The 19,592-nt window shown below is 70.8% G+C and carries 17 protein-coding genes; 7 read left to right on the top strand and 10 right to left on the bottom strand.

The window, feature by feature from the left end:
• Window positions 1-11 precede the first annotated feature (11 nt).
• The 3 genes from ABZZ74_RS06875 to ABZZ74_RS06865 all read right to left on the bottom strand — a co-directional run bounded on the left by ABZZ74_RS06875 (window position 12) and on the right by ABZZ74_RS06865 (window position 2,133).
• Complete coding sequence (locus ABZZ74_RS06875; RefSeq protein ID WP_356762251.1) at window positions 12-260, bottom strand: hypothetical protein; 249 nt, start codon at window positions 258-260, stop codon at window positions 12-14.
• A 103-nt stretch (window positions 261-363) separates the two neighbouring features.
• Window positions 364-867 (bottom strand): sigma factor-like helix-turn-helix DNA-binding protein, encoded by a 504-nt coding sequence (locus ABZZ74_RS06870; RefSeq protein WP_356762250.1) that lies wholly within the window; start codon window positions 865-867, stop codon window positions 364-366.
• 759 nt (window positions 868-1,626) lie between these two features.
• Window positions 1,627-2,133 (bottom strand): MarR family transcriptional regulator, encoded by a 507-nt coding sequence (locus tag ABZZ74_RS06865; protein ID WP_356762310.1) that lies wholly within the window; start codon window positions 2,131-2,133, stop codon window positions 1,627-1,629.
• Between the two features lie 163 nt (window positions 2,134-2,296).
• Here ABZZ74_RS06865 and ilvA point away from each other — a divergent pair, with 163 nt between their 5' ends.
• From ilvA to ABZZ74_RS06850, 3 genes are all read left to right on the top strand, one after another.
• The gene (ilvA, locus tag ABZZ74_RS06860; RefSeq protein ID WP_356762249.1) at window positions 2,297-3,526 is read left to right on the top strand and encodes a threonine ammonia-lyase; all 1,230 of its coding nucleotides are present in this window, start codon (window positions 2,297-2,299) and stop codon (window positions 3,524-3,526) included.
• Window positions 3,527-3,778: 252 nt separating this feature from the next.
• Window positions 3,779-4,789, top strand: coding sequence for an ATP-binding cassette domain-containing protein (locus tag ABZZ74_RS06855; protein ID WP_133048945.1), 1,011 nt, complete (start codon window positions 3,779-3,781; stop codon window positions 4,787-4,789).
• The gene (locus tag ABZZ74_RS06850; protein WP_356762248.1) at window positions 4,786-5,643 is read left to right on the top strand and encodes an ABC transporter permease; all 858 of its coding nucleotides are present in this window, start codon (window positions 4,786-4,788) and stop codon (window positions 5,641-5,643) included. Before ABZZ74_RS06855 ends, ABZZ74_RS06850 begins: the two co-directional genes overlap by 4 nt.
• Before the next feature lie 98 nt (window positions 5,644-5,741).
• On the opposite strand, the gene greA is transcribed toward ABZZ74_RS06850, so the two are convergent.
• Window positions 5,742-6,242 (bottom strand): transcription elongation factor GreA, encoded by a 501-nt coding sequence (gene greA, locus ABZZ74_RS06845; RefSeq protein WP_240862790.1) that lies wholly within the window; start codon window positions 6,240-6,242, stop codon window positions 5,742-5,744.
• A gap of 167 nt (window positions 6,243-6,409) precedes the next feature.
• Window positions 6,410-6,808 (bottom strand): DUF4307 domain-containing protein, encoded by a 399-nt coding sequence (locus ABZZ74_RS06840; RefSeq protein ID WP_356762247.1) that lies wholly within the window; start codon window positions 6,806-6,808, stop codon window positions 6,410-6,412.
• Window positions 6,809-6,935: 127 nt separating this feature from the next.
• Here ABZZ74_RS06840 and mca point away from each other — a divergent pair, with 127 nt between their 5' ends.
• Both mca and ABZZ74_RS06830 read left to right on the top strand, forming a co-directional pair.
• Window positions 6,936-7,817 carry a mycothiol conjugate amidase Mca gene (gene mca, locus ABZZ74_RS06835; protein ID WP_356762246.1) on the top strand — a complete coding sequence of 294 codons (882 nt, stop codon included), beginning with the start codon at window positions 6,936-6,938 and terminating at the stop codon, window positions 7,815-7,817.
• Entirely contained in the window at window positions 7,810-8,058 is a 249-nt protein-coding gene (locus ABZZ74_RS06830; RefSeq protein ID WP_356762245.1) for a hypothetical protein, read from the top strand. The genes mca and ABZZ74_RS06830 overlap by 8 nt, the downstream gene beginning before the upstream one ends.
• Window positions 8,059-8,079: 21 nt before the next feature.
• Here ABZZ74_RS06830 and ABZZ74_RS06825 read toward each other — a convergent pair whose 3' ends face one another.
• Window positions 8,080-11,280 carry a tetratricopeptide repeat protein gene (locus tag ABZZ74_RS06825; RefSeq protein WP_356762244.1) on the bottom strand — a complete coding sequence of 1,067 codons (3,201 nt, stop codon included), beginning with the start codon at window positions 11,278-11,280 and terminating at the stop codon, window positions 8,080-8,082.
• 170 nt (window positions 11,281-11,450) lie between these two features.
• Here ABZZ74_RS06825 and ABZZ74_RS06820 point away from each other — a divergent pair, with 170 nt between their 5' ends.
• Entirely contained in the window at window positions 11,451-13,487 is a 2,037-nt protein-coding gene (locus ABZZ74_RS06820; RefSeq protein ID WP_356762243.1) for a thioredoxin domain-containing protein, read from the top strand.
• Here the strand turns inward: ABZZ74_RS06820 and ABZZ74_RS06815 are convergent.
• From ABZZ74_RS06815 to ABZZ74_RS06800, 4 genes are all read right to left on the bottom strand, one after another.
• Window positions 13,484-14,200: a Mut7-C RNAse domain-containing protein gene (locus ABZZ74_RS06815; RefSeq protein WP_356762242.1), complete on the bottom strand. Its 717-nt coding sequence runs from the start codon at window positions 14,198-14,200 to the stop codon at window positions 13,484-13,486. The genes ABZZ74_RS06820 and ABZZ74_RS06815 overlap by 4 nt on opposite strands.
• A 26-nt stretch (window positions 14,201-14,226) precedes the next feature.
• A complete protein-coding gene (locus tag ABZZ74_RS06810; protein ID WP_356762241.1) occupies window positions 14,227-14,868 on the bottom strand; it encodes a TetR family transcriptional regulator in 642 nt (213 codons plus the stop codon).
• Complete coding sequence (locus ABZZ74_RS06805; RefSeq protein ID WP_356762240.1) at window positions 14,865-16,418, bottom strand: DHA2 family efflux MFS transporter permease subunit; 1,554 nt, start codon at window positions 16,416-16,418, stop codon at window positions 14,865-14,867. Before ABZZ74_RS06805 ends, ABZZ74_RS06810 begins: the two co-directional genes overlap by 4 nt.
• A 112-nt stretch (window positions 16,419-16,530) precedes the next feature.
• Window positions 16,531-17,277: a hemolysin III family protein gene (locus tag ABZZ74_RS06800; protein WP_356762239.1), complete on the bottom strand. Its 747-nt coding sequence runs from the start codon at window positions 17,275-17,277 to the stop codon at window positions 16,531-16,533.
• A gap of 343 nt (window positions 17,278-17,620) precedes the next feature.
• Between ABZZ74_RS06800 and ABZZ74_RS06795 the strand changes: the two genes are divergently transcribed.
• Window positions 17,621-19,444 (top strand): phosphoenolpyruvate carboxykinase (GTP), encoded by a 1,824-nt coding sequence (locus tag ABZZ74_RS06795; RefSeq protein ID WP_356762238.1) that lies wholly within the window; start codon window positions 17,621-17,623, stop codon window positions 19,442-19,444.
• Window positions 19,445-19,592 lie beyond the last annotated feature (148 nt).

Here is a 19,592-nt window from a genome sequence, read left to right as displayed (position 1 = left end):
GCCCGCGCGGCTCACCAGCCCGTGTACGGGGGAGTCGTCTGCGAGGGCGGCTCCACCCACGGGCGGGCCATCATGGCCCACACGAGGAACGCCACGGCCACGGCGCACAGCAGCAGCCACAGCGTCCGGCGGACCAGCCTCCTGCGGCGCACCATACGGGCGCCCCGCCGCATGACCTCCGCGTACAGGTCCGGCGGGACGGGCGGCGGCGCCTGCTCCATGATCCGCCGTACGGTGGCTTCCCGCTCGGTCCGGTTCACCCGTGCCACCCCCGTCCGCTTGCATCTGGTCCGCGCCGCGCGCGTACGACCGCCACGCCGGCGTGACCCGCGCGGGTGCTCCTCATCCCGCCGTCGCGGAGCCTCATGACGGTGCCACCTTCGCCCCCACCACGGCCGGAGCGGGACTGCGCGGAGGTTGCAGCAGCGTGGTCGTCGCGCGGTCGCAGATCGTGCGGACCCGTTCCACCGGCAGGCCCAGGAGGGCCGCCGTCTGCTCCTCGGCTACGCCCTCGTAGAGGCGCAGGACCAGGATCAGGCGTTCCTGCGGTGCGAGCGCGGCCAGGGCGGCGCCGGGGTGGGTCCGGGCGCGGCCGAGACCGCCGTACTGGTGCCAGGCAGCGCGGGCGAAGCGGGTGGCCAGGTACTGGCGGGCGCGGTCGTACGGGTCCTCGCCGCGCAGCCGGTTCCAGGAGATGTACGTGTGGGCGAGGGCCAGCGTCAGCAGGCGCCGCGCGCGCGGGTTGTCGTCCGGGGCCTCCGCGGTGAGCAGCGTGGCGGCATGCAGCAGCCGCCCTGCCGCGCCCGCGACGAACGCCTCGAAGTCCCGGGCCCGGCGGGCGCCCTGCAACGCCTGCCGTTGTCGCACCGCGCCTCCCGCCCTGACGCGACCCTGCCGAACCGGGGCCCGGCCGCGTACGGCATCCGGAACCGTGTACGACGGGCCCGGTCTCATATGAGGCCAGATGTGGCCCCACGGTCAAGAGCCGCGCTACAACCGCAACACACCCGGATCCCCCGACCCAACGCACGCGCGGGCCCCCGGGACGCACCCACCAACGCACGCGCAGCGGTCGCCGACGCACCCACGCAGGCCCGGAGCCCCCGGCGTACCCACAGATGCGCAGAACCCCCTGGCGTACTCATGCACACACGCGCGCAGCAGCCGCCAAAGCAGTCGTCATCGCGTGGGCGGAGCAGCGCGACGCACTTATGCACGCGCGCAGCAACTGCCGACGCGCTCGGAGCCCGCGAAGCCCCCGCGCGCAGCGAAGCAGCCACCGGCACAGCCACGCCCGCTCCGGAGCCCGGCGACGCACCCTCGCACCCTCGGAGCCCCCGGTGCACCAAGATCCGTGGAGCAGCCCCCCGACGCACCCACGCACGTGTGCAGCTCCCCGACGTCGTACGCGCGCGGAGCCCCCGACGCTTCAACACGCCCGGCCCCCCGACGTACACGCACGCGCGCGTGCAGCCCCCGACGCACACCCGTGAGGCGCGGCGCACGTACGTACCCGCGCGTGAAGCCGGCACGCCCCTACCCCCGCACGCGTGAAGCGCCCCCTGCCGAGTTGATCGCCACGCCCCCACCCCCGCACGCGTCCCCCGTCGTACGCGTGCCGAGTGTCTACGACGGGGACGACGCCTCCGGGCCCGGAACGCCCTGGGCCGTCATTCGGGCGGACAGGGCGGTGTTGAAGCGGGTCAGGAGCGCGCAGAACGCCTCGCGCTCCTCCTGCTCCCAGTCCTGGGTCAACTCCGCCATCAACTGTCGCCTGGAGGAGCGCACTTCCTCCAGCCGGGAGAGCCCGCGCGGGGAGAGCTGGAGCACCACCGCGCGCCCGTCCTCGGGGTGCGAGGTGCGCTTGACGAGCCCGGTGTCCACGAGCGGCGCCACCTGCCGGGTGACCGTCGAGGAGTCGATGCCCATGCTGGCGGCGAGCGCCTTGACGCCCATTGGACCTTCCTTGTCCAGGCGGTTGAGCAGCAGGTATGCGGCCCGGTCCATGGAGTTGCGCACCTGCCCGACCCCCCCGAGCCGGGTCTGTTCGGCACGCCGGGCGAAGACCGCCACCTCGTGCTGCAGCGCGTCGAGGAGACCGCTGTCACCGACGGTCGTCATGTCCATCGACATTTCAGGTGTTGTGGGCATGGCCGGAGGCTCGCTTCATGAAAGTGGTCTGTGAATGGGGGACAGAGTACGCGGCCGGAAGGCGGGCCGTACCGGCGCTGCGCAAACCAGTCTCGGAGGTTGGTCACACCGGTCGCGGGACCCTGTGAACTGCGATGCTTGAGTCATGAGCTACAGCACGGCTGACTCCTTGCGGCACGTGACCCTCGACGACGTTCGGGGCGCCCAGAAGATGCTCTCGGGCGTGGCACGGGTGACGGCGATGGAGGGCAGCAGGCATCTGTCCCAGCTGGTCGGCGCGCCGGTGCACTTCAAGTGCGAGAACCTCCAGCGGACGGGCTCCTTCAAGCTGCGCGGCGCGTACGTCCGGATCGCCGGGCTGCTGCCGGAGGAGCGGGCCGCCGGGGTGGTCGCGGCGAGCGCCGGCAACCACGCGCAGGGCGTCGCCCTCGCGTCCTCCCTGCTCGGCGTGCGGGCGACGGTGTTCATGCCGCGGGGCGCGCCGCTGCCGAAGATCAGCGCCACGCGCGAGTACGGCGCCGAGGTACGCCTGCACGGGCAGGTGGTCGACGAGACGCTGGCCGCCGCGCAGGCGTACGCGGCCGAGACGGGCGCGGTGTTCATCCACCCCTTCGACCACCCCGACATCATCGCCGGGCAGGGCACGGTCGGCCTGGAGATCCTGGAACAGTGCCCGGAGGTGCGGACCGTCGTCATCGGCATCGGCGGCGGAGGCCTCGCGGCCGGTATCGCGGTCGCGGTGAAAGCCCTGCGGCCGGACGTGCGGATCGTGGGCGTACAGGCGCAGGGCGCGGCGGCCTATCCGCCCTCGCTGACGGCCGGGCACCCGGTGTCGGTCGAGAGCCCGGTGACGATGGCCGACGGCATCAAGGTCGGGCGGCCCGGAGACGTGCCGTTCGGGATCGTCCAGGAGCTGGTGGACGAGGTCCGCACGGTCAGCGAGGACCAGCTCGCCGCCGCGCTGCTGCTGTGCCTGGAGCGGGCCAAGCTGGTCGTCGAGCCGGCCGGCGCGAGCCCGGTCGCCGCCCTGCTGAGCGAGCCCGGATCCTTCGCGGGCCCGGTCGTCGCGGTGCTGTCCGGTGGGAACGTGGACCCGGTGCTGATGCAGCGCGTGCTGCGGCACGGCATGTCGGCGCAGGGCCGCTACCTGGCCGTACGGCTGCGGCTGACGGACCGGCCGGGGGCGCTCGCGACGCTTCTCGGGGTGTTGTCAGTGGTGGACGCTAACGTCCTTGATGTGAGTCACGTACGGACCGATCCACGGCTCGGGCTCACGGAGGCGGAGGTCGAGCTGCACCTGGAGACGAAGGGGCCGGAGCACTGCGCCGAGGTCGGCCGGGCGCTGCGCGAGGCCGGTTACACGGTCATCGGCTGAGGGCGGGTCACGCCGTCTTCGGCTGAGGTTCTCGACTGGTCGCGGGCCGCCCGCATCAAGCGGAACGGCCTGCTCAGGGGCTCTTCGTCGCTCGATGTCACTCGATCGGGTAAATCGATTGAGGGACGCGATACATCGCGTTATGGTGTGTCTCGTGGCCGCCGCCGCGTCATCCCTCAGGCGGAACAAATCGCACAAACCTAGGCTTGCCTAGGCCCTTTTCGAAGAATCCCCGACGACGTGGAGACTCACATGCCAGGCGCCATCTATGCCGAAGGTCTGGTGAAGACCTTCGGGGACGTAAGGGCTCTGGACGGCGTCGACCTCGATGTCCCCGAGGGCACCGTGCTGGGCCTGCTCGGGCCGAACGGCGCGGGCAAGACGACCACTGTCCGCTGTCTGACGACCCTCCTGCAACCGGATAGCGGAAAGGCCGTCGTCGCCGGCCTCGACGTGCTCAAGCAGCCGAACGAGGTGCGCCGCTCGATCGGCCTGTCCGGCCAGTTCGCCGCGGTCGACGAGTACCTGACCGGCCGCGAGAACCTCCAGATGGTCGGCCAGCTCTACCAGATGAAGGCCAAGGCGGCGAAGGCCCGCGCCGCGGAGCTGCTGGACCAGTTCGACCTCACGGACGCCGCGGACCGGACCGCGAAGACCTACTCCGGCGGTATGCGCCGCCGCCTCGACCTCGCGGCCGCCCTCGTCGTCTCCCCGCCAGTGATGTTCATGGACGAGCCGACGACCGGCCTGGACCCGCGCAACCGCCAGCTGCTGTGGGAGGTCATCAAACAGCTCGTTTCCGGCGGCACGACTCTGCTGCTGACGACCCAGTACCTGGAAGAGGCCGACCACCTCGCGCACGACATCGCGGTCGTCGACCACGGCCGCGTCATCGCGCGCGGCACCTCCGACCAGCTCAAGGCCCGCACCGGCGGCGAGCGCGTCGAGGTCGTGGTGCACGAGCGCGAGCACATCACGGTCGCCGGGGAGGTCCTCGCCGGCTTCGGCAAGGGCGAGCTCACCGTCGAGGAGCACACCCGCAAGCTCACCGTGCCCGTCACCGGCGGCGCCAAGCTGCTCGCCGAGGTGATCCGCGAGCTGGACGTCCGTGGCATCGAGATAGACGACATCGGGCTGCGCCGCCCGACCCTCGACGACGTCTTCCTCTCCCTGACCGGACATGTCGCCGAGATCAAGGAAGCCGAGACCGACGAGCAGGCCGGGCCCAAGGGACGCGGTCAGAAGAAGGAGGCAGCCAAGTGAGCGCCGTCACCGACGCCGTGCGGGTCGCGCCGAGCACGAACCCGGTCAGCCAGTCCTTCCGGGACTCGATGGTCGTCGCCAAACGCAACCTGATCCGGATGTCCCGCATCCCGGAGATGATCATCTACGGGCTCATCCAGCCCATCATGTTCGTGGTGCTGTTCACCTACGTCTTCGGCGGCTCCATGCAGATCGGCGGCAGCACCAGCGCCACCGACTACAAGAACTTCCTGATGGCGGGCATCTTCGCGCAGACCGTCACCTTCGCCACCGCCAGCTCCGGCGCGGGCATCGCCGACGACATGCACAAGGGCCTCATAGACCGCTTCCGCTCGCTGCCCATGGCCCGCGGCGCGGTGCTGACCGGCCGCACCCTGGCGGACTTGGTGCAGACGGCACTGACCCTCGTCGTCCTCGCCGTGGTCGCCCTGCTGGTCGGCTGGCGCGTGGGCTCCAACGGCGACACCAACGCCGCCAAGGTCCTCGGCGCCTTCGGCCTGCTGCTCCTGCTCGGGTACGCCTTCACCTGGATCGGCGCCCTGATCGGCATGTCGGTGCGCACCCCCGAGGCGGCCACCTCCAGCGGGCTGATCTGGCTGTTCCCGGTGACGTTCATCTCGAACGCCTTCGTGGACACCAGCCACATGACCCCGTGGCTGCGGCACATCGCCGAGTGGAACCCCTTCAGCGCCACGGTGCAGGCCTGCCGCGTGCTGTTCGCGAACCCGGGCCAGTCGGCGTCCGGCGCCTGGCCCATGGTGCACCCGGTGTGGGCCTCGTTGATCTACTCGGCGCTGATCATCGTCATATTCCGGACCCTCGCGGTGCGCAAGTACCGCTCGGCGACCGCGTGACCTCGACCGCATGACCACTGCATGACCCGACCGCATGACAAGGCCCCCGGCGTCACCGGGACGCCGGGGGCCTGCCAAGGGCGTGCAGGGGGCCTGGGTCAGCCGTTGTAGGGCTCGGCCTTGAGGATCCGTACGGAGGCCTTCTTGCCGTTCGGCAGCTCGTACTCGGCGTCCTCGCCGACCTTGTGGCCGATCACGCCGGAGCCCAGCGGGGACTGCGGCGAATAGGTCTCGATGTCGGAGCTCGCGTACTCGCGCGATGCCAGCAGGAAGGTCATCGTGTCGTCCTCGTCGCCGTCGAAGGCGATCGTCACGACCATGCCGGGCGCCACGGCACCATCCGCCGACGCCGGGGCCTCGCCGACCTTGGCGTTCTCCAGGAGCTGGGTCAGCTGGCGCACACGGAGCTCCTGCTTGCCCTGCTCTTCCTTGGCCGCGTGGTACCCGCCGTTCTCACGCAGGTCGCCCTCCTCGCGCGCGGCCGCGATCTTGGCGGCGATCTCCGTGCGCGCGGGACCAGACAGGTACTCCAGCTCGGCCTTGAGCTGGTTGTACGCCTCCTGGGTCAGCCAGGTGACGTTCTCGCTGGTCTGGGTCACAGGTGCTCCTCGTAGGTACTGGGAATACAAAGCATCGCCCTACCCAGAAGAATGTTCCTTCACGGATGGGCGAAACCACGAGCCTAACAATTCAGCGGCCGAAGGGGGAGGACATAAGCCATCAGAATTACGTCGCCGCAGGTCAGCCGTCACGTATCCGGGTGACGTCAGTCGGCGTGGCAGCCCAGCAGCTCCGCCGTGGTGCCCGGGGCCGTCGTACGCAGAGTGAGGACCCGGTCGACGCGGGTGGCGCTCCCGGTGAAGCGGAAGTCGGCCCGGCCCACCTCGGTGCCGTCCGCCGCCTGGGAGCGGATCGTGCAGTAGCCGGAGGTACCCGAGTCCTTGCGGACCTCCAGATGGATCTGCACCGAGTCCTTGTGGGGCTCGAAGGTGATGACCTCGCCGCTGATCTTGTTCTGGCCGACGTAGTGGTAGGCGAAGTAACCGATCAGCGCCACCAGCAGGGCGCCGAGCACCGTCCCGGCGATCTTGAGTTTGCGGTCGGCGCGCTCGTCCGAGGAGCGACCGTAGCGGCCCTCGGGCAGCTGAGTGCTCGCCGTACTCATGATCGTCCTCTCGGTGCGGGACCCCCGGAGCCGTACCCCGGAATTATTCGCCCCCCGATTCGGTCACTATAGAAGCCGCCGATCGCACCCGAAGACACCGGGGCGCCGACTTACCAAGGATTGAGTCTTGACTGACCAGCTGCGACTGATGGCCGTGCACGCCCACCCCGACGACGAGTCGAGCAAGGGCGCGGCCACCATGGCGAAGTACGTGTCCGAGGGGGTGGACGTGCTGGTCGTGACCTGCACGGGCGGGGAGCGCGGCTCCATCCTCAATCCGAAGCTCCAGGGGGACAAGTACATCGAGGAGCACATCCACGAGGTACGCAAGAAGGAGATGGACGAGGCCCGCGAGATCCTCGGCGTCAAGCAGGAGTGGCTCGGCTTCGTCGACTCCGGCCTGCCCGAGGGCGACCCGCTGCCGCCGCTGCCCGAGGGCTGCTTCGCGCTCGAGGACGTCGACAAGGCGGCCGGCGAGCTGGTGAAGCAGATCCGCTCGTTCCGTCCGCAGGTGATCACCACCTACGACGAGAACGGCGGCTACCCGCACCCCGACCACATCATGACCCACAAGATCTCGATGGTGGCGTTCGAGGGCGCGACGGACACCGAGAAGTACCCGGAGGCCGAGTTCGGGCCGGCGTACCAGCCGCTGAAGCTGTACTACAACCAGGGCTTCAACCGCCCGCGCACCGAGGCGCTGCACAACGCGCTGCTGGAGCGCGGCATGGAGTCGCCGTACGGGGACTGGCTCAAGCGGTGGGCGGAATTCGAGCGCACCGAGCGCACCCTGACCACCCACGTCCCGTGCGCCGACTTCTTCGAGATCCGCGACAAGGCGCTGATCGCGCACGCCACGCAGATCGACCCCGACGGCGGCTGGTTCAAGGTCCCGATGGAGATCCAGAAGGAGGTCTGGCCGACCGAGGAGTACGAGCTCGCCAAGTCCCTCGTCGATACCTCCCTCCCCGAGGACGACCTCTTCGCGGGCGTCCGGGACAATGCCTGACATGAGCGCAAGCGTGAGCCTGGCAATGACGCACCTCGCCCCCCTCGCCAAGGAGGTGGACGAGAACAAGGTCACCCCCGGCGTCCTCGGCTTCATCGTCTTCGCGGCGATGGCCCTGGCGGTGTGGGCCCTGATGAAGTCCATGAACCGCCACATGGGCAAGGTCAAGTTCAAGGAGCCGACGGACCCGGACGCCGAGTCCGGGAAGACCTCCGCCGACACCGAGGCGCGCCAGAGCTGACGAGGCGGAGGGCGGTGCCGGTCACTGTCTGGCCGGCACCGCCACTCCCATGACCTCCCGCGCATGCCGGCTGGGCACCATCCCCAGCCGCCAGGCCTGCCAGCCCGCCTCCAGACTCACCCCCCGCTCCAGCAGCAGCTGGTACGCCCCCACGTAGTCGTCGAGCTTCGCGTCGCGCAGGAGGTGGTCGGTGCGGGCGAGCTCGGCCAGATCCTCCTGGGCGACCGCGGTGCCGACCTCCACACCCCCGGGGGCCGCGTAGGGGAGCAGGGTGCAGCGCAGGAAGCGGGCCCAGTCCTCGCCGCGGCGGTCGCCGTAGGAGGCGAACAGGCCCGCCGCCTCGTCGCACAGGGCGAGGGCCTGCTGGGTGCGGGCGTTGCCCGCGTCCACCACCGCCAGCTCCAGACACGTCCACGCCTCGCCGTGGGCGACGCCGATGCGCTGGAAGTCGGCGCGGGCGTCGACCAGGAGCTGGCGGGCGAAGCCGGAGTTGCGCAGCGACCCCGTCTGGGCCGCCCGCTGGTCGCGGGTGACGCGGGCCGAGTGGTGCCGGGCGCACGCGAGGCCGTAGACGTCCCGCATCCGGGAGAACATCGTCCGGGAGCGCTCCAGCTCGCGCACCGCCTGATCCAGGTCGCCGGTCTCCTCCAGGGCCTGGCCCAGGTAGTAGACCGTCCAGGCCTCGCCGCGCGCGTCCTCGTTCTCCCGGTGGCGGGCCGCCGCCTGGCGCAGGCCGTCGACCGCCGGGGAGGGATCGCCGGCCACCAGCCGGGCGCGCGCCAGCTGGGTCAGCGCCCACGCCTCGCCACGGGCGTCGCGGGTACGGCCGTACCGGTCCAGGGCCGCCCGCAGCTCCGCCTCCGCGCGCGGTACGTCACCCATCCGCAGAGCGAGCTGGCCGAGCTGGAAGTGGGCCCAGGCCTCGCCGTGCAGGGACTCACCGGCGTGGTGCAGCACCAGGGACTCGGTGAGCAGCCGCATCGCCTCCGGCAGATGGCCGCGGTCCCGCTCCACCGCCGCCAGCGCGTGCATCGTCCAGGCCCGGTCCGTCGCCAGCTCGGGAACCGACTGCAGCTCCAGCGCCTCCCGTAGCCGCGCCGTCGCCTCGGTCAGGTTGCCCTGGTGGTGCAGCGTGATGCCGAGGGAGCACAGCGCCCGGGCGGCGCCCGCGTCGTGGTGGGCCTCCATGTACAGATCCACGACCGAGGTCAGGGTCGTCCGGGCCTTGTCCAGCTCGCCCAGCTGACGGGCCGCGATACCGGTGCGCCACTGCACCGAGCGGACCAGCAGGCCCTGGTCGACGGCCTGCGCCAGCTCGCTGATCTCGCCCAGCCGGTAGAGGTCGCCGCGCAGCAGGCAGTAGTCGCACAGGGCGCCCAGCAGGTTCAGCACGGCCGCCTGGTTCACGCCCTCCGCGTGCCGCAGCGTGGAGGTGATGAAGCTCGACTCGTCGTCCAGCCAGCGCAGCGCCTCGTCCAGGGACGTGAAACCGTGCGGGCTGAAGCGGTCCGAGCGGGTCGACATGTTGCCGTCGACCAGACGCAGCACCGAGTCGGCGAGATCCGCGTAGTTCACGATCAGACGTTCCTGCGCCGCCGTACGCTCGGCCGGGTCCTCCTCGTCGAGGAGACGGGCCTGTGCGAAGGCGCGGACCAGGTCGTGCAGCCGGTAGCGGTTGCCCCGCACATGGTCGATCAGGCCCGCGCGGGACAGGGCCACCAGATGGCGGGTGGCCTCCGTCTCATCGGTGGCGAGCAGGGAGGCCGCCGCGGCGGCGCCGAGCGAGGCACGGCCGGCCAGGGCGAGCCGGCGCAGCAGCCGCCGGGCCGTCTCCGACTGGTCGGTGTAGCGCAGCCACAGCGCCCGCTCCGTCGGCTCGACCGGTCCGTACGCCCCGAGGTCCGTGGCCAGTTGGCGCGGTGAGCGCGGCCCCAGCGAGGACCCCGCGATGCTCAGCGCCAGCGGCAGCCCGCCGCACAGCTGTCTGATCCGGTCCGCGGAATCCGCGTCGTACGGCCCGGAACTGTCCTGCGCCGCCGCGTCCAGCAGCTCCTCCGCGCCCGCCGCGTCCAGCGCCTGCACCGGCAGCTGATGGACGTCCGCCGGCAGCGCGGAGGGCAGCGCGAGGGGCTCGCGGGCGGTGACCAGGACCAGGCTGTCGGAACGCTCCGGGACGAGCGTGCGGACCTGCTCCGGGTCCGAGGCGTCGTCCAGGACGATCGTCACCGCGACACCCGTCAGATGCTGGTGGTACAGCTCGCTCAGCCGCTTGACCTGCTGGTCGGGGGAGGAACGCTCACGGAACAACAGCTGCTCGCGGGGCGCGCCCAGCCGGTTGAGCAGATGCAGCAGGGCGTCACGGGTGGACAGCGGCGACTCCTCCGGGCTGCCGCCGCGCAGATCGACCACACAGGCGCCGCGGAAGTAGTCCTTCAGGTCGTGCGTGGCCCGTACGGCGAGCGTCGTACGGCCGCTGCCGGGCGCACCGTGCAGCACGACGACCGTCGGACGCGTCTCCGTCGCCGCCCGCGAGGCCTGCACCCACTGCCGGATCCGCGCCATCTCCTGCCGCCGGCCCGCGAACGCGCCGACCGGCTCCGGAAGTTGGCCGAACGACTGCGCGAGCACGCTCCGCCCGCGGGCCGCCGCGCTCTTGTCGGTGCCGCGCAGCTGCGGGCCCGTCTTCTTCGGGCCGGTCGAGGCGGCGAGGACGCGCTGCTGGTCCAGGAACGGGCGGATGCCGCGCACCTCCAGCGCCGTCAGCCACTGCAGCCGCAGCTGTTCGGGCCCGCCGGGCTGGCTCGCGGCGCCGGCGCGGTGGTGGGCGGCGGGCAGATGGGAGCCGGCCACCTTGACCACCGTCGCCGCGGCGGCCACGACGCCGACGGCCACGCCGGCGCCCAGCGCGGTGCCCGCGTCCGTGCCCAGGACCAGGTCGGAGACGGCGGCCGCGAGAGCGGCAACGGCCGCCACCAGCAGGGGAGTTCCGGCGCCCTCCTTGGCGTAGCGCTGCGCGAACGTGAGCCGCCCGGCCTCCGCCTCGTCCAGCGCGCGGGTGTAGGCCTCGTACTCCTCCGCGGACGTCTCGGCCATCGCGTCCAACGCGCCACGCGCCCGCGACAGCAGGACCGCTCCGTCGGTACGTCCGCCGGAGCGCCGTACCTCCTCCTCCACCGCCCGTGCCAACAGCCGTTCGGCATCAGCCCGATGGCCGTCCCGCATGTCCCGTCCCCCTCCGGCGGCAACTCCATTGCCTACGAGTGTCCTTCGCGCAGGGCGCGAGCGCGAGAGGGCAGCGATCACTCGTGCCGCCCAAGGCGGTCGGCCCGAGGGGGCGCGCCCGGTCGGCGGGCGTCACTCCGCGTTGCCGGAGCCCGTGGGAGAGTGGAGGAGTGAACCGACTGGCCCATGAGACGTCCCCGTACCTCCTCCAGCACGCCGACAACCCCGTCGACTGGTGGCCGTGGTCGGCCGAGGCCTTCGACGAGGCCCGTAAGACCGGCAGACCGGTGCTGCTGAGCGTCGGGTATTCGAGCTGCCACTGGTGCCATGTCATGGCTCATGAATCGTTCGAGGACCAGGACACCGCCGGCTTCATGAACGACCACTTCGTCAACATCAAGGTCGACCGTGAGGAGCGGCCCGATGTCGACGCCGTGTACATGGAGGCGGTGCAGGCGGCGACCGGGCAGGGTGGGTGGCCCATGACCGTGTTTCTCACGCCCGACGCCGAGCCCTTCTACTTCGGTACCTACTTCCCGCCCGCCCCGCGGCACGGCATGCCGTCCTTCCGGCAGGTGCTGGAGGGGGTGCGGGCCGCCTGGGCGGACCGGCGGGACGAGGTGGCGGAGGTCGCGGGGAAGATCGTGCGGGACCTGTCCCAGCGTGAGATCAACTACGGCGGTACGGAGATCCCCGGCGAGGAGGAGCTCGCGCAGGCGCTGCTCGGGCTGACCCGGGAGTACGATCCGCAGCGCGGAGGGTTCGGCGGGGCGCCCAAGTTCCCGCCGTCCATGGTGATCGAGTTCCTGCTGAGGCATCACGCCCGCACCGGTTCCGAGGGCGCGCTGCAGATGGCGTCGGACACCTGCGAGCGGATGGCCCGCGGCGGCATCTACGACCAGCTCGGGGGCGGGTTCGCGCGCTACTCCGTCGACCGTGACTGGGTGGTCCCGCACTTCGAGAAGATGCTGTACGACAACGCCCTGCTGTGCCGCGTCTACGCCCACCTCTGGCGTACCACCGGCTCGGAACTCGCCCGCCGGGTCGCTCTGGAGACCGCCGACTTCATGGTGCGTGAACTGCGCACGAACGAGGGCGGGTTCGCCTCGGCCCTGGACGCCGACAGCGACGACGGGACGGGCAGGCACGTCGAGGGGGCGTACTACGTCTGGACGCCCCACCAACTCGCCGAGGTGCTCGGGGACGAGGACGCCGAACTCGCCGCCCAGTACTTCGGGGTGACCGAGGACGGCACCTTCGAGCACGGTCAGTCCGTCCTCCAACTTCCGCAGCACGACGGTTTGTTGGATGCGGAGAAGGTGGCCTCCATCCGGGAGCGGCTGCTCGGCGCGCGGGCCGGGCGGCCCGCTCCCGGCCGTGACGACAAGGTCGTGGCCGCGTGGAACGGTCTCGCGATCGCCGCGCTGGCCGAGACCGGCGCCTACTTCGACCGCCCGGACCTGGTCGAGGCCGCGGTCGGCGCCGCCGATCTCCTCGTCCGGCTGCATCTCGACGAGCAGGTCCGCCTCGCCCGTACCAGCAAGGACGGCCAGGTCGGCGCCAACGCGGGCGTGCTGGAGGACTACGCCGACGTGGCCGAGGGCTTCCTGGCGCTCGCGTCGGTCACGGGGGAGGGGGTGTGGCTGGAGTTCGCCGGGTTCCTGCTGGACCATGTCCTCGCGCGCTTCGTCGACCAGGAGTCGGGTTCGCTGTACGACACCGGCGCCGACGCCGAGCGGCTGATCCGCCGGCCGCAGGACCCGACCGACAATGCGACGCCCTCCGGCTGGACCGCCGCCGCGGGCGCACTGCTGAGTTACGCGGCCCAGACCGGCGCGGAGCCGCATCGCACTGCCGCCGAAAGGGCGTTGGGCGTCGTGAAGGCGCTCGGTCCGCGGGTGCCCCGGTTCATCGGCTGGGGGCTGGCGGTCGCCGAGGCCGTGCTCGAGGGGCCGAAGGAGGTCGCGATCGTCGGGCCGGCGATCGACGAGGAGGGCACGAAGGCCCTGCACCGCACGGCACTTCTGGGCACCTCCCCGGGTGCGGTGGTCGCCGTCGGCACACCGGGAAGCGATGAGTTCCCGCTGCTCGCCGAGCGTCCTCTCGTCGACGGACGGCCCGCCGCCTACGTCTGCCGCCATTTCGCCTGCGACGCCCCGACCACAGACCGGGACCGGCTGCGGGCCGCGCTGGCCGGCCGGGACTAACGCGCGAACTCCTCCAGGGCGCGTTCCACGATGGCCACCAGCTGCTCGTGGTGCGCGCCCTTCCAGTAGGCGCGCCCGCAGTTCCGGCACTGGGCGAAGACGTCGTACGACCGCTGGGTCCCGCCGTGCAGCTGGTCCGCCACCTCTTCCTTGGTGGCCTCCTTCAGCAGGCCGTTGCAGGCGGTGCAGCGGGTCCAGGGCCGCAGTTCGGGGCGGAAGCGGTCAAGGACGTCCCGGAGTTGGTCCTCGGGGCGGGTGCTGTAGACGTAGGCGCCCGCCCACAGTTCGCGGCGCCTCAGCAGGCCACGGTCGCGGCTGAGCATGACCCGCTGTTCGGCGGCGGAGAGGGCGGCGAGGGCCGGGTCGCCGAGGTCCGTCGACTCGTAGGCGGTGTCCACGCCCAGCAGGCGCAGCCGGCGAGCGAGGGTGCCGAGGTGGACGTCGAGGAGGAAGCGGAGGGGTGCGCCGGGGACCTGCTGGGGGCGGGCGACGGGCCGTACCTCCACCGCGTCGCCGGCGGCGGGGACGTACGACGTCGGGACCTCGCGGCCGTGGACCCAGAGGGAGCCGACCTCGGTCAGCGGGACGCCGGCCGATTCGACGACGTGGCCGAGGGAGGAGAAGCCGTCGGTGACGAGCGTCCGGCGCGGGCCGCGCGGCACGAACGGGGTCAGGTCGGGGGCGAACTCGACGTGGATCTCGGGACCGTTCACCCGGTCAGGATGGCATGGCGCGGGGCTCAGGGGTTTCGGGCGGGCAGGCCGTGTTCCATGACGTCGAGGGCCTGGTGCATGAGGTCCTTGAGCTCGCCCTTGAAGTCGTTCTCCGCCCAGTACATGGAGACCTCCATGAGGCCGCCGATCAGGGACATCGCGTAGACCCGGACCCGGAGGTCGTCCGGCTCCAGGCCGGAGCGGTCGGCGATCGCCTCGCACAGCATGCGCCCGGTCTCCGACATGCTCTCGAACATCCGGGCGCGGACGGCGGGGACCTGGACCCCGAGATGCGCGCGCATCCTCATCATCTCGGGGTCTTCCCGGGTGGTGAGCTCGATCGCCGTCTCCATGATGTGGCGCAGCGAGTCCATCCACGGCTCACCGGGGGGCCTGGCCCGCAGCTCCTCCAGCATCAGGTGGTCGTACTCGTCCGTGAGGACGATGTCCTCCTTGGTGGGGAAGTAGCGGAAGACGGTGGACGGCGACACCTCCGCCCGGTCGGCGATCTGCTCGATCGTCGTGGCGTCGTAGCCCTGTTCCTTGATCAGCTCATAGGTGGCCGTGCGGATCGCCTCGCGGGTCTTGATCTTCTTGCGTTCACGCAGACCGAGTCCGGGGCGGTCGGCGGGGGAGAGGGGGGATCGTGCGGCCGTCATGCCGGTCATTGTCGGGCATCAGCCTGCTCGGCGGCCATCTCCGGGGGTTCCGGCAGGGACGCGGTCTCCCGCGCGGCCTGCGTGCCGGGCAGGAAGACCGCCGCCAGCAGCGCCGACACGAGCGCCGCGGCCCCGCACACCAGCAGCACCAGCCCCATGCCGTGGACGTACGCGCTGTTCGCGGAGGCGGCCAGGTGAGCGGAGTGCGCCTTCTCGGCGACGATGTGCGCCGCGACGACCGAGTCCCCGGCGGTGTCGGCAGCCCCGGCGGGCAGCCCGGTGACGTCGAGCCGGTCCTGGAAGGTGGCGGAGAGCAGGCTGCCGAGCACGGCGATCCCGACCGCGCCGCCGACCTGGCGCAGCGTCATGAGCAGCCCGGAGCCGCTCCCGGCCCGGTCGCGGGGCAGGGCGCCCAGGGCGCCGCCCATGGCCGGCATGAGCGAGAAGCCGAAGCCGAGGCCGGTGATGGAGAGCCACAACGCGGTGAAGCCGTAGCCGGAGTCGACCGTCGTACGGCTGCCGAGGAGGGCGGCGAAGGCCAGCACCGCCAGGCCGGCGCCGACCGTGGCGCGGGCGCCGAAGCGCACGGTGGCCTGCGGGGCCGTGCGGGAGGCGACCAGGAGGCCGCCCATCATCGGCAGCAGCCTCAGGCCGGTGCCGAAGGCGTCGTTGCCGAGGACCGCCTGGAGGTAGGGCGGCAGCACGAAGAGCAGGCCGGACAGGACGAACATCACCAGGGTCGCGGCGATGGTGTTGAAGAGGAAGCCGCGGTGGGCGAGGAGCGTCATGTCGAGCATGGGGCGCTCCACCCGGCGTTCGCGCAGGACCAGGGCGGTGATGAGGGCGACGGCCGCCACGAACATCGCCAGGACCAGCGGGTCGCTCCAGCCGCGGGTGGGTGCCTCGATGATCGCGTAGACCAGGGCGCCGAGTCCGGTCGCGGTGAGCGCGGTGGAGACGGTGTCGACCTGGGGAGAGGCGGGGTCGCGGGTCTCGGGGAGCAGGAAGACGCAGGCGGCGATGCCGATCGCGGCCATCGGGACGTTGACCAGGAAGACCGAACCCCACCAGAAGTGGTTCAGCAGCCAGCCGCCGATGATCGGACCGAGCGGCAGGCCGAGCGCGGAGGCGGCGGTGACGATCGCGGTCGCCTTGGGCTGCTCGTCGGCGGCGAACAGGGTGGGCAGCACGGAGAGCGCGAGCGGGGTGACCAGGGCGGCGCCGACGCCCATCAGGGCCCGGGCCGCGATGACCCAGGTCACATCACCGGCCAGCGCGCCCGCCAGCGAGCCGGTCAGGAAGATCCCGAGTCCGACGATCAGCATCAGCCGCCGTCCGAACCGGTCGCCGAGGAGTCCGGCGGGGAGCATCAGCGCGGCGAAGACGACGACGTAGGAGTCGGCCATCCACTGCTGCTGGCCGGTGGTGGCGCCGAGGTCGGCGGCCATGGTCGGCAGGGCCACGTTGAGGATCGTCGTGTCGAAGCCGAGCGTGAGCATGCTCGCGACGAGGGCGGCCAGGGCCCACCAACGCCGCGGGTTTGGGGTGACAGTAACCATGAAATGAGAGTAGCTCTCAATATCTAGTAACTGTCAATCGAAAGTTCCTACCGGCATACGAAAAATGGCCACGGCGGCAAGCCGTGGCCATGAGCGTGGAGCGGTGGAGTGGTTAGGCGTGCTGGTACGCCACCAGGGAGATCCCGACGTAGTGGACGACGAACGCGGCCAGCGTCAAGGAGTGGAAGACCTCGTGGAAGCCGAACCAGCGCGGTGACGGGTTCGGCCGCTTGATGCCGTAGATCACGCCACCCGCGCTGTAGAGCAGGCCGCCGACGATGACCAGGACCAGGACGGCGATGCCCCCGGTGCGCATGAAGTCGGGCAGGAAGAAGACGGCGGCCCAGCCCATCGCGATGTAGCAGGGGGTGTAGAGCCAGCGCGGGGCGCCGACCCAGAAGACCCGGAAGATGATCCCGGCCGCGGCCGCTCCCCAGATGCCCCACAGTAGCCACTGCCCCTTGGCGCCCGGCAGCAGGAGCATCGTGAGCGGGGTGTAGGTGCCCGCGATGATCAGGAAGATGTTGGCGTGGTCGAGGCGGCGCAGCACGCCGTCCATCCGCGGGCTCCAGTTGCCCCGGTGGTAGAGCGCGCTCACGCCGAACAGAAGGCAGGCCGTCAGTGCGTAGATCCCGCAGGCAATGCGTCCTCTGGCCGAGTCGGCGAGGGCGGTGAGGACCAGGCCCGCGACGAGTGCGGCCGGGAACATGCCCAGGTGCAGCCAGCCGCGGAGCTTCGGCTTGATCGGCTCGGCGAGCTGCTGGGCGTGCTGCTTGATCTGGTGCGGGAGGGAGGACGTTTCGGAACCGCGGCCGGCGGCCGGCGTTCCGGTGGACGCGTCGGGGACGGGCGCTGTCATGTCTCGCATCGTACCTACGGAACCGTAAGTTACGAATCAGTGCGGACCGAGAAGCGGTCAAGAGTGGCCATCATCTCACGGCGGTCGGCGGTCGGCGTATACCGCGCAAAGAAACGGTCACTTGAACCCTAGGTGCACGCAAATAAACGCGTCGCACACAAAAGAGACGTGACGATCCCCACTCCGCTCACCTGTGAGGCCCTCTGGACATATGGGCACTTGCGTCGGATGATCAAATGAGTGCGGTCGGCACCGGATGAGCGCTGAAGATCCAGCCACGAAGCATCCGGGCCGCAGCCCCCACGGGGCCTCCAAACACAAAATCCCTCATTTAGGAGCAATCGTGGCGCGCGACAACGCGGCTCCCCCCGTCATTCCCACCCAGCATCAGGAACTGGTCTCGTGGGTGAACGAGATCGCCGAACTGACCCAGCCGGACAACGTGGTCTGGTGTGACGGATCCGAGGCCGAGTACGAGCGCCTGTGCGAGGAGCTCGTCGCGAAGGGCACCTTCAAGAAGCTCGACCCGATCAAGCGCCCCAACTCGTACTACGCGGCCTCCGACCCGACCGATGTCGCGCGCGTCGAGGACCGGACCTTCATCTGCTCGGAGAAGGAGCAGGACGCGGGCCCGACCAACCACTGGAAGGACCCCGCTGAGATGCGGGAGATCTTCTCCGGCGACAAGGGCGTCTTCCGCGGCTCGATGAAGGGCCGGACGATGTACGTCGTCCCGTTCTGCATGGGCCCGCTCGGCTCGGACCTCTCCGCGATAGGCGTCGAGATCACCGATTCCGCCTATGTCGCGGTGTCCATGCGGACGATGACCCGCATGGGACAGCCCGTCCTCGACGAGCTCGGCTCGGACGGCTTCTTCGTCAAGGCCGTGCACACGCTGGGCGCCCCGCTCGCCGAGGGCGAGGCGGACGTACCGTGGCCGTGCAACTCCACCAAGTACATCTCGCACTTCCCCGAGACCCGCGAGATCTGGTCCTACGGCTCCGGGTACGGCGGCAACGCCCTGCTCGGCAAGAAGTGCTACGCCCTGCGCATCGCGTCCGTCATGGCCCGCGACGAGGGCTGGCTGGCCGAGCACATGCTGATCCTGAAGCTCACCCCGCCGACCGGTGAGTCCAAGTACGTCGCCGCCGCCTTCCCGAGCGCCTGCGGCAAGACCAACCTCGCCATGCTGGAGCCCACCGTCTCCGGCTGGACCGTGGAGACCATCGGCGACGACATCGCCTGGATGCGCTTCGGCGAGGACGGCCGGCTGTACGCCATCAACCCCGAGGCCGGCTTCTTCGGCGTCGCGCCCGGCACGGGTGAGCACACCAACGCCAACGCGATGAAGACCCTGTGGGGCAACTCGGTCTTCACCAACGTGGCGTTGACGGACGACAACGACATCTGGTGGGAGGGCATGACGGAGGAGACCCCGGCCCACCTCACCGACTGGAAGGGCCGGGACTGGACGCCGGAGTCCGCCGAGCCCGCCGCGCACCCCAACGCCCGCTTCACCGTGCCGGCCTCGCAGTGCCCGATCATCGCGCCCGAGTGGGAGGACCCGAAGGGCGTGCCGATCTCGGCGATCCTCTTCGGCGGCCGGCGCGCCTCCGCCGTTCCGCTGGTGACGGAGTCGTTCGACTGGAACCACGGTGTCTTCCTGGGCGCCAACGTGGCCTCGGAGAAGACCGCGGCCGCCGAGGGCAAGGTCGGCGAGCTGCGCCGCGACCCGTTCGCGATGCTGCCGTTCTGCGGCTACAACATGGGCGACTACATGGGGCACTGGATCGACGTGGCCAAGGACAAGGACCAGTCCAAGCTGCCGAAGATCTACTACGTCAACTGGTTCCGCAAGAACGACGAGGGCAAGTTCGTCTGGCCGGGCTTCGGCGAGAACAGCCGGGTCCTGAAGTGGATCGTGGAGCGGCTGGACGGCAGGGCGGAGGGTGTCGAGACGCCGATCGGTGTCCTCCCGGCCAAGGGCGCCCTCGACACCAAGGGGCTCGAACTGTCCGAGTCCGACCTGGAGTTCCTGCTCACCGTCGACAAGGACGTGTGGCGGGAGGAGGCGGCGTTGATTCCCGAGCACCTCAACACGTTCGGGGACCACACGCCGAAGGAGCTGTGGGACGAGTACCGGGCGCTGGTGCAGCGGCTGGGCTGACGTCCGGCTCGTGAGGCTCCGCGGCCGGTTGGGATGTGCCCTGACCAGTGATCGTCACGGCCGGCCGCGGTGTTGTACGGCGAGGCCGCGCACAACGGCGTGCGCGGCTCGGGCCTGCCCTTGTCCTTCCGTCCGCCCCGACGGGAGG

Source organism: Streptomyces sp. NPDC006476 (assembly GCF_040612015.1).
GTDB lineage: Bacteria > Actinomycetota > Actinomycetes > Streptomycetales > Streptomycetaceae > Streptomyces > Streptomyces griseorubiginosus_B.
The sequence above is the reverse complement of the archived record's forward strand: the minus strand, read 5'-3'. Positions and strand labels throughout refer to the sequence as shown.